The following is a 14,864-nucleotide window of genomic DNA, read 5'->3' as shown; positions in this document are numbered from 1 at the left end:
TCTTCAGAAGGTATCCCGTTTGGTAACTGAAGAAATGTTCTTAAAAATACTTCTTTTGATTGAGCAAACTCTCTCATTTGTTTCCATGTTACTGCGCCACAAATGACCGAAATTATTCCCACAAGAAAGATATCGGATATATTGTGAAGTTGGCTTATATGGCTCCTAGGATCGTCTATAGTACCAAAAATACTTATTAGATTGTTTGTTGTTTTCATTCCTTATATCGTATTGAATATCAAAGCAATATAGTGATTTGTTCTATAGTATTATATATGATTTATTTTGTTAAAAAAGTGTGCGTCCGCCCTGTATATTTTTCTCTAATAGTAAGTTATAAGTATCCCCCTACAAGAACTCATAATACTTTGACAAATAGTTATTTCGATATTTAGTTTCTGTTATCAATCTAAGATATTCTCTTGTATGGCTGCAAGTGTTAATTTATTTAGGATTTCCCACAAACTTAAATAAATATTTTAAAAAGATAGTATTGGTTTAGAATATTTTTATCTTTGTTATCTAATCTAATCACAAAAAGTATTATTATGAAAAAAAGAAATCTACTATTATTCAGTTTATCATGTCTGATGTTTTTTGGACTTACAACTATGGTCAATGCACAATGTGATCTTGTAATAGACATGCAGGATAGCTATGGAGATGGCTGGAATGGTGCCTCAGTAAAAGTATATGACGGCTCTACTTTACTCGGAACCGCCACAATTGCCAACGGTTTTTCTGGAAGTGCAACTATTTCTGCTCCAGATATGGCAGATATTAGTTTAGTATGGACTGCTGGTTCTTATCCTGAAGAGTGCTCCTTTACAGTGACTAATGGAATTGGTATAGATGTTTATGTATGTGAATTATTAGGTTCTCCAGCCCCTGGAGAGTTTTTTGTTTTCACCAATGTTTGTTCCTCAGTTGGTCTAGATGTCAACCTTATCGATTTTATCATTGCACCAAAAGTTGCTGCTGGAGATCTTGAAATCACTGGTATTGTTAGAAGTGAAAGAGATACACCTATTACTTCGTTTGATGTGGTATATTCACTTGATGGAGTAAGTAGCTCTGTTTATACCTTTGAGGATCTCGATATTAGCTTCAATACTACATTTGAATTTACTCATCCTGAACTTGCTCAAATAGAAGTTGGAGATCATACTATTGAACTTACTGTTGAAAATATCAATGGAGAAGGCGCTGATGATGATCCAAATAATAATACATTAAGTGCTCAAGTTTTATGTGTAAACGAAATATTCGCTAAAAATGTGGTTTATGAAGAAGGAACTGGAACTTGGTGTGGCTGGTGTCCTCGTGGTTTAGTTGGACTTAACACTATGGCCCACGATTATACCGATGGTTCTTGGATTGGAATTGGTGTTCATAATGGTGACCCAATGACTGTTACAGAATATGATAATGGAGTTGGACAATTTATTGGTGGCTATCCTAGTGGTGTTATGAATAGAGAAAATGTCTTTGATCCAGGATTATCATCTCTTGAACCTGCATATTTGGCTGCAAAACAAGAGATTCCTTTGGCAAAAATCCAAGTAACTGCTAAAACATGGGATGAAGGTAGTCGCGAAATTACAGTTGATGCAACATCAAACTTTGCAATGGATCTTACTGGTACTTCATATAATGTGTCTATGGTTATTGTTGAAAGTGGTATTACTGGAACAGGATCATCATGGAATCAAGCTAACTATTATTCTGGTGGAGGCAATGGTGATTTAATTGACTGGGATGGAACCAATTGGGCTGAACTTTCAAACCCTGTACCTGCTGCTGACATGGTTTATCAGCATGTTGGTAGAGTTTTAGTTGGTGGCTGGGATGGTATACCTAACATTATTCCTGCTGATGTAGTTTATGGAACTCCTTATACTCATGTGTTTACCTATACCCTTGATGATGAATTTGATCCTGCACAAGTTGATTTGGTAGTCATGCTAATTGATGCCACAACAGGTGTTATAGCTAATGCTGCTGAAGTAGCACTAGAAGGTGGTGAAATTTTATCTCCTGCTTTCTCAGCAGATGTAGTTAATGGTTTAGCACCATTAGAAGTAAACTTTACTGATGAAACTGTTGGTACTGTAGCTACGTGGTCTTGGGACTTTGATATGGATGGTACTGAAGACTCAAACGAGCAAAATCCAACATTTATCTTCGAAGGTGGAGATTTTGATGTATCATTAACAGTGACTAACGAGGCTGGAGAAGGCTTTACTACAGTAATGGAAAATTTTATTCATTCAAGTGGTGTTGGTGTAAATGAAATAGCTGAAAGTACATTTAAACTTTATCCAAATCCAGCTTCAGATGTTATTAATATTCAAAGTGTAAATGCTTTGACTAGTATTAAAATTTGGAGTATTAGTGGACAAATTGTTTATACAAACGAGGATAGTTCAAACCTACAAACTATAGATGTTTCTAGCTTTAAAAAGGGAGTATTCTTTATGGAATTAAGCACTGAAACTGAAACTCAAATTATTAAGATTGCCATTGATTAATCGTTATCTATATCCAGTATAAAACTAATTCTGGGGCTAAAATTTTATTAAACAAAAAAGGCGAAATGGAAATTTCGCCTTTTTTTATGTCTCAATGTCTTGACCCGAAACGCTTACCTAACAGTACGATAAGTTTCATGAGCAGGAGGATATACTCTTTCCCAAACCTCATCCACTGAACCTTCACCATTTACATGATAGGTTTTTACTGACTTCTTATAATAATTGAGCACAGGGAGTGTTTTTTTCTCATGCATTTCCAACCTCTTAACGATGGTCTGAGTACTTACATCATAAGGTTGACGGTGATCTGTTTTTCCTCTTTCATCGAGTCTTTTTACCAGCTCTAGAGTTGGGACTTCAATATCAATCACACTACTTACTTTACTACCCATTTTTCGAAGGAGGCCATCGAGGATATATGCTTGTACTAAAGTACGCGGAAATCCTTTAAAGATAAATCCTTTGGCGATTGGACTATCCTTAATCTTTTGCTCAATCAAACGAACTATAATTTCATCAGGGACTAGGGTTCCTTCTTTAATATGAGGCTCAATCTCTTTCTGAATGTCACTTTTCGTTTTGAGCTCTGCGGTGAGCATATCGCCAGTGGCAATATATACCAAACCAAATTCTGAAGCCAGTTTGCGAGCTTGCGTGGCTCGTCCAGCTCCAGGATATCCAAACAAAACGATATTCATCTGTGATTTAGAAAGTGCTAATTCTATTTTAGACTCAATTCTTGAGAAAACCTCCTCTATACTTCCCATGCCGTTTACTGGCGCATGAGTACCTTGTTCCTCATAAAAATTCAATACAGGTAAGGTTTTTTGTTTGTATTCTGCCAACCGCTGTTTGATGACTTCTTCAGTATCATCGGAACGTCCAGAAGTTTTTCCTCTTTCGAGCAAACGTTGGGTGACTTCTTCATTATCTACATCAAGGCTAATCAAGCTGGTTAGTGAAGTATGCATTTTCGATAATAGTCCATCTAAAATATATGCCTGAATATAAGTTCTTGGAAAACCATCGAAAAGGAAACCTTCATAGGAATCCTCCGATTTTAATTTCTCTTCAAGGATTTGAATAATCACCTCATCGGGGACTAATTGTCCGCTGGAAATAATCTTTTGAGCCTCTATCCCTAATTGGCTTTTTTTTGCAATCTCGGCACGCAAAATATCGCCTGTGGCAATATAACAGAGATTATATTTTTTCATAACGATGGCGGACTGCGTTCCTTTCCCAGCACCAGGAGGACCGAATAATGCAATATTAAGCATAGTATATGTTTTTGTGTAAAGATAAGGATTTATCTTTTTAACGGGTATGTTTTTGGACTACTTGAACTCTACAATAGAACTTAATTATCTCTACATTGAGGTAATTATTATTGCTTTTTTAATATTGTTCTATATCTATTGCATTTTAAAAACGACTCTGAACTTCATTTCATTATTTCTGTAAAATCTGAGTATTATAATAAAACAGTGAGCTAAAATACGGTTCATTCCGATCCATATCTAGGCATGCTTAATAATTTTTAGAATACTATTGTTTCTTGTTTTTTAGCAAAACAAATTCAATCAAACAAGGATTGTCCTAACACCGAGGGGTTCAGGATTTTCATGGTGTTATATTTTGCTTCAGAACGAGTGTTAATAACAGGATGTTAATTAAAACCCTTACTTCCCAGTTCCCAAGTATTTGCGAACAATCAATCGTGTGCCTTTATCATAGTTGATATAACTCCATACCCAATTGATAAAAACCACTAAACGACTGCGAAAATCAACCAAGAGCATGAGGTGGACAAACATCCAAACAAACCAACCAGCAAAACCTCCAAACTTTATAAAACTTAAGTCCACAACAGCTTTGTTTCTACCAATGGTGGCCATGGTTCCCTTATCTTGATATCTAAAGGCTAGCATCTTCTTTTTGTTGGCCTTTCTATTGAAGTTATTGGCTAATTGATTTCCTTGTTGCTCGGCCACTGAAGCCAACATGGCATGTCCTTTTGGGCTGGCTTCTGTTTGTACCGAAGCTACATCACCAATGGAGTAAATCTTTTCAAATCCTTTTACCGTATTGAACTCATCTACTATGATTCTATGGTCTTTGGTTTTCTTTAAATCAATACCAAGGGGAGACTGTCCTTTAATGCCTGCGGCCCAGATTAGGGTATTCGATTGAAAGTTTTTATTGCTGGTAAAAACAGTTTTTCCGTCATAATCTTTTACAAAAGTTTTAAGCCAAATATGAATATCGCGGCTCTTTAGATATTTCTCTGATTTTTCAGATGCATGAGAACTCATAGCTGCTAAAACCCTATCGTTGGCTTCCACAATATGAATTTGCATTCTACGAATATCTAAATCAGGATAATCGTTGGGAAGTACATGTGCTTTTAACTCTGCCAAAGCTCCTGCAAGCTCTATACCCGTTGGACCGGCACCCACAATTACGAAATTCATCAGACGCTCTCGTTCCTCTAGATCAGAAGTATTTAATGCGTTCTCAAAATTTTGAATAATCAGACTCCTCAAATCTAAAGCATCTATCAGGTTTTTCATGGACATGGAATACTTCTTGATATTATCCATTCCAAAGAAATTAGAAGTAGCTCCAGTGGCAATAACCAAATAATCATAGGATAAAGGGCCAATATTGGTTTCCACTGTTTTGTCTTTAGCATTTATTGATTTGGTTTCTGCCAATCTGAAATAAAAGTTTGGCTTTCCTTTAAAGATTTTCCGAATAGGGTAAACAATAGAATCGGGCTCCAGACCACTACTAGCTACCTGATACAATAGAGGTTGAAAGGTGTGGTAATTGTTTTTATCTAGTAAAACGACTTGGTATTTTTTACTGTCTATTTTTTTGGAAAATTTGAGCCCTGCAAAACCGCAGCCTATAACAACAATTCTAGGCAAATCTATATCTGGAATATTCATATTTCTCTAATCTTAATCATATTCGGCAAAATTAGAGCTAAATGATTCCTTATGAAATAGAGGCAGGCTTGTTAATTCTTAAACGCTTGTTAAATGATTAACAAGTAAATCGAACAATGCCCACTTATGCATACTATTGTTTGGAATCCGTGTTCAAATATGATAATCCTTGGACTAAATAAAGCTATGATTTTGATCTGAAAACAACAGTAGTTAGCTCGCAATTTTATTATCCGGATGAATTAAATCAGTAATATCTTCTACCAACATAATGATGTATTTTTCATCTCTAAAGAGGAATAGTCGAGTAGAAAATTGAAGTTGTTTTTCCACTCTCTCATTATCAAAGGTGAGGAATGGTTTAGTGATTCTATCATTGTAGATTACTTCATCATTCACATAAGATTGCAATGCTGCAACTCGTAATTCGCAATTGCAACATTGAGTGGTTTCTCCACAGTCTTTTCCCTCCTCAATATGAAAGGCACAACCAATGGCTTCGCCGCATCTTTTATAGCGGAGATCCTCGTTTTTATTTCTGGAAAAAATGGTTTTTAGGGAGTCATTAAAGGCTTGTAATTCCATTTTATCGTTGAGCAGTAAAACACATGAATTGATATTATTAAGTATGATATTTAAAAATTCACTGGAGCCACTAAGGAATTGGAAAGTCTCGTTGGTTGATGCAATTTCTGATTTCATAATTAAAGGAATTAGGAATAATACTCACTGATTTAAGGGCACATAAAACACAAAACATCTTCAAAGATAAGGAAAACGACCTTGGTATTCCAGTTTTGCTTTGATTATATTATTCATTTATAGGATAATAGCAAATATTGCCAGGCTTAAATATTGCTGATATATAAATAATATCAAAATTAATTATCAGATTAGTTTTTCTCATTTTAACAGCTCCTTAGAATTAAAGTTCTAGATATAAGGTGCTGCATATCTTATCTTTACCTCCTAAAACCTATATTATGAAATATCAATTGGAAATGATTCTGGATTTACCCCGAGAAAAACTTGTTGAACTTTTTGATAATCCTGATAATATGAAGCATTGGCAAGAAGGCTTTGTGAGCATGGAGCATGTAAGTGGATTGGTAGGAGAAAAGGGAGCAAAGTCGCGGCTTAAATATAAAATGGGCATGCGCGAAGTGGAGATGATTGAAACCATTATTAAAAGAAATTTTCCTCATGAATTCTCTGCTACTTATGAAGCCAAAGGCGTTTGGAATTAAGTCAATAATTTCTTCTATGATAAGGAAAATGGACAAACCAAATGGATTACTTTAAACGATTTTCGATTTTCTGGTTTCATGAAAATAATTGCCTTTTTTATGCCAGGAGCTTTTAAAAAGCAATCGTTTAAATATATGGAGGATTTTAAGACCTTTGCAGAGACGAGTTCGAAAAGCTAAAACGGAAGAACCAAGTCAGAATCATATCTTAAAATCAAATCTATGAAAGTAAAACATATCATCATCCTTTTTCTTTTGGGATATATTCTAGAATTATTAGGTGGGTATTTCAAAATCATGCAGCTGATGGGAGCACAAGAGGTTTTCACTGTAGCCATATCGTTAAAAGTTGTAGCGGCGGTTTGGGGAATTTGGAAAATGTTCACGCTTAAAAACTCTACTGATATTTTAAATGCCTAATATCAAAGCCCAACGACCAGAAATAATTCAAGGTGAATTAGAAGTACTTGCCTTTAGTCGTCATGATGACTTGGAGGAGGCTATAGAAGTACTTTTGAGCGGTAAATATGTCTTAATTCTAGATTTTTATAGCACGGGTTTACTTTTGTTAAACGAGTTGAAAGCCTATCTGAGATGGGAAGAGAAACAAAAATTTCAGGAGGAGCGTTCCAAAAGAAGAAACTTCAGAGAATTATCACACCGTATTATTTTAGAGGTCTCGCATCAGCGTTTACGAGTAAAGAAAGCCCCTAAAATAGGTTGGTTGAAAATTCTCTATCCAGAGCAAAAGGAATTCGCATTGAGTTTCCCAGATATACAAGGTTTAAATAGTGCTTGGCAATGGTATGAGAAAGGAATTCAAATCCCGACCCTTCCCCATAAAATACATCCTTGGTATGGCTCCTATTTCCCTACTCGCTTTGAGCATATCATTCTTTTTGATGAGTATTTAAAAGCCAATCAAATGCAGAAAGAAAATGCTTTTGATTTAGGAGTAGGTTCTGGAGTTTTAAGTTTCCAATTGCAGAATCATGGCTTTAAGAATATACAATCTAGCGATCAAAACCCCAATGCCATTATTGGAATGGTGGAAGAGCTCAAAAGACTAAATATCTCCAATATTGAGTTGCTTTATGGCGATCTTTTTGTGGAAAGTGCAGTACAACAAGATTTGATCGTATTTAATCCTCCATGGTTACCGACTAAGGGGAATATAGAAAATCTAGATACGGCTATCTATTATCATGAAGAGCTATTCCCCAGATTCTTTGAGCAAGCCTTTGATAGATTGAAGCCCGATGGACAACTTGTTTTACTCTTTTCTAACCTTCTTAAACTCACCCATCCCAATGAGAAACATCCCATAGAAGAAGAACTTGAAAATGGAAGAAGGTATATTAAGCATGCCCTCCTCAAAAAACCAGTAGCACAAGCCTCAAAAAAAACCAAGAGAAATTTGAAGAGGCGTGAGCAGGAAATTGTGGAGTTATGGAGTTTAAAGAGAAGTACTTAAAGTATATTAAAGTACTTAGACTTGTGGTTTCGGGGTTTTCTTAGAGAAGCATTCTTCGATAGGACTTGGCATAGGGGTGAGAGCCTTCGATCACTGAGCGGAGTCGAAGTGAAAGGATCGCAACCCTGACATTGAAGCTCGAATGTTCTAATTTACTCTATGCCCTTGGCGCACTTAGGGGTTTTTCTTTGCATTTTCTCTGCGTGGGACAATGGAAGCAGCTATCTCTTTATATTCAGCATCCAGTTCATGAAACTAAGGATCTCTCTGGACCGCTTTTTGAAACAAATTAAAAAGAAGAAAAGTTCACGCAAAGTAAGCGCAAAGTTTTTTCGCAAAGCCCGAAAAGGAGCTAGAAAAGAGTTTCTATAAATAAAATGGATAGAAATAAATCTTAAAATTAAACCAATAACCAAACCACATAAGCAAAATAAAGCACCAAGAATATACTTCCTTCCACTCTATCTACTTTACGCCCTTTACCAGTAAAAACAAAGATAAATAGTAGAAGGGTAGATATAAAAGCAATCATTAAATCGAAATTAATACTTGGGTTAAACTCGATAGGACTTATAGTGGCACTAACCCCCAAAACCAGAAATACATTAAAGATATTTGAACCGACTATATTACCAATGGCCATATCTGCATTTCCTTTGAAACTAGCTACTATTGAAGTTGCGAGCTCAGGCAAACTCGTACCCAAAGCCACTACTAAAATACCTATCACCACCTGACTTAAGCCCCATTCTGTGGCCAATTTTGTGGCGCTATTGACAATAAATTCCCCTCCAAAATATAAGCCTACCATTCCAATAATGATAAATAAGGCTGATTTCAATTTGGACATTTCTTTCACATCATGACCCTCCTCATGATTATCGTGGGAAGAGGTGGTAACTACGAAAGTATAATAGATAAATATGAGGAAGAAAGCCAAGAATATCAATCCATCGGAGCGATGAAGCACAGAAAAATCAGTTCCATTAATTAAACCATCGTTGGCCACCACAAAAAGAAGTGCCATGGCTAAAAGACTAAAAGGAAGCTCGTAGCGCACCGTGAAGTTTTGAATTTTCATGGGTTTCACAACAGCAGCTAATCCTATAACCAATAATACATTGATGATATTACTACCCACCACATTCCCTACAGCCAAATCGCTTTGTCCATTATAACTGGCAAAAACATTAATCATTAATTCTGGAAACGAAGTACCAAAGGCCACTACGGTAAGTCCAATGATTAAATTGGGAATTTTCAACATTTTGGCAAAGGAAGAGGCGCCTTGCACCATAAGGTGGGCGCCATAGATTAAAATCACCATGCCAAGTATTAGTAAAAGATATTCCATGTATTAGGTTTTATGAGCTGCAAATATCGAAAAATCTTTTTAGTAGGCTTAAGTTTTATTGATAGAGATTGCCTCTCTTGCCTAAGGCAAGGTCACAATAACTTAAAACAAATACCCAAGCTTTACAGTAAAAGTTTGATTATTCATTAATTCCTCTTTGGTAATCTGTATTGGTATACTCGAGTTTAATAACATAAGTCTTATCGAAAGAGGCTCCAATACCTCCTCCCCATTCCCATTTTGTTGTATTTAGATTTGTTATAGGGAAGGTCCCCGATAGCTCTTCACTATTAGAATTTATCTCAATCTCATTGCTTAAAATAAAACTATAAGCTGTATGAATATATACAAAAGGGCTCAGTTTAGTTTTTGTTAAATTATATTGTAGGTTCAATGGAATGTCCAAATGATGAAATTTGAAATGGTCATCTTCATAATGATAGTTATTAGAATGTATACTGAATATATTCATATCAATATATGAATACCCAATGCCTAAATCAATTGATAAGTCTTTTAAAACTTGGAATTTGCCATAGCCTTTAATATTTAATCCTACACCAGACTTATACTCACTATTTTCATATCTTGCAGCATAAAATGAACCAAATTCTGGAATGGCATGTAATAAAGTTCCTATTTCAATTCCAAACCCAAGTTTTGATTTTCTAAGATTACTCTTATAGTTTGTACTTGGATCAATGCAATTGTTATATGTATCTACCAGTTTAATCATGGACTGTTTATTCCATTTGGTATTAGGAATTTTGCTTTTAATTTTTTCGCAATCCTGCATCACTAGATTAAGAATTCCCAGATATTTTTTATCCTCATATAGATATTCTTTTTGTTCAAATGTATATTCATCTCCTGGGTTTCTATCATCTCTTACAACTATTTTATCTTCTTCTTTTGCCAATCTATAATATCTTGAATCTACTTGTTTTAAGAGATAGTAGACGGTTTTATTCATTAAATAGTAGGCATATAGATTTATAGGGCCTTCGTTCAGAAGCTCCATAAACAGGGTGTCCGAATTCAAACTATCTGTATATGAAACAAAAGTTCGATTCTCATCATAAAAAAAACCAAGACAATCTGTAGGCTTAATGATTTGATACTCCTTTTCTGATTCTGGATTTTTGAAGGAAAAGGATTGAGCCAATCGATAGTTGTCTTCTATTTTAATATAGCCTTTTATGGTATCTTTTTCTAGATTGAGATAATAGGCAGCCACATCGGTATAACTTTGAGAGTAGACTGTATTTACAAATAAGACCAACATTAAGGTCATGCTCAAATATTGAAGGATTCGGAAAGATAGTTTGAAATACATAGTGATAAAAGTATTAGCGTATATTATTTTAGAGCAAATATATTAATGATTTCTAGATTTAGAAATATTTATTATTAAAACCAACAAAGCATTGGCCTGCTCAGCCGGAAATGTTTTCCGGCGTTTTTAAATCTTATCGCTCAACCAAGTAAAAGAGACCATCCTTTGCTCTATGCAAACCAGTAATCAATAAAAATATGGCTGAAAAACCACCTTTCGAACTTCCACACTCCCATCACCATTCACTATTTCAAATAAATAAACCCTAGGACTTAAAGATTGCATATCAACTTGAAAGACTTGTTGAGAAACCATAGTTCAGCCGGAAATGTTTTCCGGCGTTTTTAAATCTTATCGCTCAACCAAGTAAAAGATACCGCCCTTTGCTCTATGCAAACCAGTAATCATCAAAACTAAGGCTGAAAAACCACCTTTCGTACTTCCTTGCTCCCGTCACCATTCACGATTTCAAACAAATAAATCCCAGGGCTTAAGGATTGCATATCTACTGGGAATAATTGCTGAGAACTGGAAAAGCTTCTCAATAATTGACCATTGATATTTCGAATATTGATATCGAAGGTTGAATGTTTTTGATTAGAAACACTAATGAGGTTTTGAGTAGGATTAGGCCAAATTTGAATCTGAGAATCTTTTACAAAAGACTCCTCCATTCCCACTCCATAGGCGGTATAAACGGGAAGAATAATTTGTGTTGGCGTATATGGACCACAGAAGATAGACTGCTCAGCACTACGGGCACTCATCTCTACTCCATTAAACTCGTAGGTCTTTTCTTCCAAAACATCACGACGGAAAAACTCACCTTCCTCTATCGGTAAATTGGGATTGGATTGATAGCGTGGATAATTGGAGGAGCTGATTAGTATCTTCATTTGATGATCGTGACCAAAGGTATAGGCTATGGGCATCATCTTAAAATCTAACTCGTAAAGCTGTCCCGATTCTAGATTAGAATAAAGGGCTTGGTCATTTGGGTTTCCCTCGGCTAAAGAACGTGCGTATTCTCTGGCTCTCCCGTTTACGGCACCTTCGGAAACATAAAACTCTCTACCGTCCGGATAAACATCTACAATTCGAATAAAGAAATCGGTATCTGTAAGCCCTCCTCCTTCTACCATGGTACTGGCCCATAATTTCATTTTCGGATAACCAATAATACAGAGGCTATCTACGATTGGAGCTGTTGAGAACTGAATCACATCGGGTCTGTTTAATGTCAATGGTGCATAATCGGGCCAAGCTAAATTGATGGGTCCAGCATTGGTTTTATTTACAACAGGAGTTCTTAAAGTTAAATTGCCTCCACCTATAGTATGAACTGGGTTGTCAGGATTATGGATATAATTTTTTGGTCCAGCAGCATCCAAAGGATAAGCTGTATCTATGCTCTGTTCCGTATCATGAAAATAATAGGAGATTTCTTCCACTCCATATTCTAAAGGAAAGGTATCACTTTCATACCAATAATTTCCAATGTTTTCGTTGGCGTTTATTCCATCGTTTATAGGACCAGGAACATAAAATCTTACATTTTTAACCGATGGAAAGTCAACTACAGGCGTAGCAGGATCACCAACCGGATTGCTACTAGGTGTTTGTATACTCGAATCGGCGGGAATATCTATAGCAAAAGTAATGGTGGTATCTGGAGTTTGAAGTTGTACTGGCATGGCTGCTAATCCTTCATGCCCTGTTACGAAGTTCACGAAGCTTGGGAATCTAATTTTATAATCCGCTGCTGGAACCCTGATCAGATAAGGACCAAAAGTTTGCCAATCTTCACTCTCTGGTATCACAATTTTGGGCTCACCTAAATAATTATCTTCTTGATAGTTCATTAAATGACGTAACCAAGAAAGCACTTCGCTTTCCACTATTTTATCCACCCTAATATTATCGGTATTATCAGAAATATCGCCATAGAGGATGTTAATATCGAACACGCTTTCTGGGTATCGCAAATCGCCTACGGAATCCATTCCAATAGTTCCATGAGTCCACGGGCCAATAACGAGTTTTTGGAGTTCTTGAGTCTCCTCAGATGTTTCTGCCATGATTTGTTGATAGGTATCTATTTGCCCATCCACAAAAATATCCCACCAACCACTTAAATGATAAGCCGGAACTTCCATATTTTTATATCTGTTTATATTACCATTAAGATCCGATTCTCCTATTTCATTGATTGGCGCATAAGAACCATCCAAATCGCAACGTTGAGTATAATTGGGATACATGGCAGTATAGCCATTTTCATCAGGAATAGTGGAGAACTGATCAATACATAAATCAATGATCTCATCGGGGCTTAGGTTTCCAAAATCGAAAGTAGAATGCACATCGTTTTGCATATCATCGTCAGCTGGATTGACTACGGCCACATCTTCCATTTGCCCTTGTAACCAATTTACTATTAATGCTTGTCGGAATACTCCATTATGCTGAACCACACCGTTAAAATATTCCAAAGTAGAAACGATGGGAACCAAGGCTTTTAAATCGTTGCCCTCCTCCGGTTTTTGATAGGCAGCAGCAGCTTGATATTGAGAATTACCCATGGCCGAAGCGCCAAACATGGCCATATATCCATTATAGGCTTTGTCGGTAATATCGGTGATTCCATCGCCATTGAGATCATAATCCCAAAGTAGGCTGTCTTGTAGAAACATGATACTTTCTCTACCATCTTGGTGATAGATGGAATTATGAGGATCTGAAATTTCAGTAAAATCTATCACATGGCTTTGGTTGGGATGATAGGCATCTTTCTTCCAAGCATCTGAATACATAGGAAAGTATACCCCTTCAGATTGATAACGGCCCCGCATATCTTGTAAGGTATAGGCATAACCCAACATATTCATGACTATAGCTAAAGCATCATCTTCGCTTTTGCTATAAGGTGTCCTAGTAAAAACCATAGGTAATTGATAAGGATTGGGATTGATATCATTATTTACAGAATCGTAAATAATCAGCTGAACACCTTTTGGAATCACCTGAACAGGAAAGGTTAAGTTACCAAAAGGAAGATCTACCATTAAGCTGTCAGAAGTGATGGGTAAATACAAGTCAGTTCTCAGCTTCACTCCATCGGAAGTGGTGAAATCATAAGTATATGAAGTTGAAAAATCAGAGAATTCATCGAGTTGACCATTACCTTGTGCAAAAGAGAAGCTTGCAAAAGCAATAGCTAAAAAGAGGGAAATAATTCTATACATAGCATACGTTTTTAAAAGTAGCTTCAAATATAAGGAAAAACACTTAAGTAAATAGAACTGAAAAATCAGGAAAATGACCAGACTGGGGAGGAGTCAAAAGCCGCATCTTTGTGGGGTAAAGAATACGAAAGTTTTCATAACGTGATTTAGGGAAAAATAGTTTTGATACCCTCTTCAATTTTTTGGAGAGGGTTTTTTTATTATTGGTTGTTTGGTATTGGTGCTTAGCCTTTAACAATCTCCTTCCAGAGGAAAGTCATTCTGAGCTTGACACAAGAAAGTGCTGTAAGCTCTTACAATAATACCATCCGGAAAAACCATTATACATCAGTCATCCGGATTTGTGCATCCAACATCGATCATCAATCATCGCATCGGTCATCTGCTTAGCCGGAAAGCATTTCCGGCGATTATTGCTTTTATGATTATTTTCTCCATTGAATACAAACCTTCTCATTTAAAAGTCATATTTGAGAGCATTAGCGTCCTAATTATTATTAAAGATTCCTCGATACGCATCGGAATGACAGGTGTTTTGGCAATTCATAAGGAAGAAGGGCTTTGCTTTTTTCAATGCCAAAAGCAAAGCCCTTCTTCCTTCCTATCAAATTATAACACCCTGTCATTCTGAACGTAATGAAATGAAGTGAAGAATCTTTTTTAATACGGAACTTCTTTTGGACAGTGTTGATTTGAGAGTTAAAAATATGGTGTAATCAC

11 protein-coding genes are annotated in these 14,864 nt (G+C 36.0%); 4 read left to right on the top strand and 7 right to left on the bottom strand.

All coding sequences use genetic code 11. The features are described from left to right. Positions 1-218: transposase family protein (locus HNS40_RS08695; protein WP_172279756.1), on the bottom strand; the 218-nt coding region annotated here is incomplete at its 3' end. 330 nt (positions 219-548) lie between these two features. Between HNS40_RS08695 and HNS40_RS08690 the strand changes: the two genes are divergently transcribed. Continuing rightward, complete coding sequence (locus tag HNS40_RS08690; RefSeq protein WP_172279754.1) at positions 549-2,531, top strand: T9SS type A sorting domain-containing protein; 1,983 nt, start codon at positions 549-551, stop codon at positions 2,529-2,531. Between the two features lie 113 nt (positions 2,532-2,644). On the opposite strand, the gene HNS40_RS08685 is transcribed toward HNS40_RS08690, so the two are convergent. From HNS40_RS08685 to HNS40_RS08675, 3 genes are all read right to left on the bottom strand, one after another. Further along, complete coding sequence (locus HNS40_RS08685) at positions 2,645-3,814, bottom strand: adenylate kinase (RefSeq protein ID WP_172279752.1); 1,170 nt, start codon at positions 3,812-3,814, stop codon at positions 2,645-2,647. Positions 3,815-4,216: 402 nt separating this feature from the next. Continuing rightward, a complete protein-coding gene (locus HNS40_RS08680) occupies positions 4,217-5,488 on the bottom strand; it encodes an NAD(P)/FAD-dependent oxidoreductase (RefSeq protein ID WP_172279750.1) in 1,272 nt (423 codons plus the stop codon). Positions 5,489-5,701: 213 nt separating this feature from the next. Next, positions 5,702-6,190: a hypothetical protein gene (locus tag HNS40_RS08675; protein ID WP_172279748.1), complete on the bottom strand. Its 489-nt coding sequence runs from the start codon at positions 6,188-6,190 to the stop codon at positions 5,702-5,704. A 281-nt stretch (positions 6,191-6,471) separates the two neighbouring features. On the opposite strand from HNS40_RS08675, the gene HNS40_RS22910 reads away from it, so the two are divergent. The 3 genes from HNS40_RS22910 (at position 6,472) to HNS40_RS08660 (ending at position 8,209) form a co-directional block, all read left to right on the top strand. Next, entirely contained in the window at positions 6,472-6,735 is a 264-nt protein-coding gene (locus HNS40_RS22910) for an SRPBCC family protein (RefSeq protein ID WP_216664164.1), read from the top strand. A gap of 222 nt (positions 6,736-6,957) precedes the next feature. Further along, the gene (locus HNS40_RS08665; protein ID WP_172279746.1) at positions 6,958-7,155 is read left to right on the top strand and encodes a gliding motility protein GldL; all 198 of its coding nucleotides are present in this window, start codon (positions 6,958-6,960) and stop codon (positions 7,153-7,155) included. Beyond that, entirely contained in the window at positions 7,148-8,209 is a 1,062-nt protein-coding gene (locus HNS40_RS08660; RefSeq protein ID WP_172279744.1) for a methyltransferase, read from the top strand. Before HNS40_RS08665 ends, HNS40_RS08660 begins: the two co-directional genes overlap by 8 nt. 400 nt (positions 8,210-8,609) lie before the next feature. Here the strand turns inward: HNS40_RS08660 and HNS40_RS08655 are convergent, their stop codons facing one another. The 3 genes from HNS40_RS08655 to HNS40_RS08645 all read right to left on the bottom strand — a co-directional run bounded on the left by HNS40_RS08655 (position 8,610) and on the right by HNS40_RS08645 (position 14,144). Continuing rightward, positions 8,610-9,563: a calcium/sodium antiporter gene (locus HNS40_RS08655; RefSeq protein WP_172279742.1), complete on the bottom strand. Its 954-nt coding sequence runs from the start codon at positions 9,561-9,563 to the stop codon at positions 8,610-8,612. Positions 9,564-9,702: 139 nt separating this feature from the next. Then, the gene (locus tag HNS40_RS08650) at positions 9,703-10,899 is read right to left on the bottom strand and encodes an outer membrane beta-barrel protein (RefSeq protein ID WP_172279740.1); all 1,197 of its coding nucleotides are present in this window, start codon (positions 10,897-10,899) and stop codon (positions 9,703-9,705) included. Between the two features lie 413 nt (positions 10,900-11,312). Beyond that, a complete protein-coding gene (locus HNS40_RS08645) occupies positions 11,313-14,144 on the bottom strand; it encodes a CocE/NonD family hydrolase (protein WP_172279738.1) in 2,832 nt (943 codons plus the stop codon). Positions 14,145-14,864 lie beyond the last annotated feature (720 nt).

It is taken from the genome of Lentimicrobium sp. S6 (genome assembly GCF_013166635.1).
Lineage (GTDB): Bacteria > Bacteroidota > Bacteroidia > Bacteroidales > UBA12170 > UBA12170.
This window is presented reverse-complemented; position numbering and strand designations above follow the sequence as displayed.

Excerpts from the sequence above, each read along its gene's own strand:
- HNS40_RS08690 (WP_172279754.1), top strand. The coding sequence starts at position 549 with ATGAAAAAAAGAAATCTACTATTATTCAGTTTATCATGTCTGATGTTT.
- HNS40_RS08685 (WP_172279752.1), bottom strand. The coding sequence starts at position 3,814 with ATGCTTAATATTGCATTATTCGGTCCTCCTGGTGCTGGGAAAGGAACG.
- HNS40_RS08680 (WP_172279750.1), bottom strand. The coding sequence starts at position 5,488 with ATGAATATTCCAGATATAGATTTGCCTAGAATTGTTGTTATAGGCTGC.
- HNS40_RS08675 (WP_172279748.1), bottom strand. The coding sequence starts at position 6,190 with ATGAAATCAGAAATTGCATCAACCAACGAGACTTTCCAATTCCTTAGT.
- HNS40_RS22910 (WP_216664164.1), top strand. The coding sequence starts at position 6,472 with ATGAAATATCAATTGGAAATGATTCTGGATTTACCCCGAGAAAAACTT.
- HNS40_RS08665 (WP_172279746.1), top strand. The coding sequence starts at position 6,958 with ATGAAAGTAAAACATATCATCATCCTTTTTCTTTTGGGATATATTCTA.
- HNS40_RS08660 (WP_172279744.1), top strand. The coding sequence starts at position 7,148 with ATGCCTAATATCAAAGCCCAACGACCAGAAATAATTCAAGGTGAATTA.
- HNS40_RS08655 (WP_172279742.1), bottom strand. The coding sequence starts at position 9,563 with ATGGAATATCTTTTACTAATACTTGGCATGGTGATTTTAATCTATGGC.
- HNS40_RS08650 (WP_172279740.1), bottom strand. The coding sequence starts at position 10,899 with ATGTATTTCAAACTATCTTTCCGAATCCTTCAATATTTGAGCATGACC.
- HNS40_RS08645 (WP_172279738.1), bottom strand. The coding sequence starts at position 14,144 with ATGTATAGAATTATTTCCCTCTTTTTAGCTATTGCTTTTGCAAGCTTC.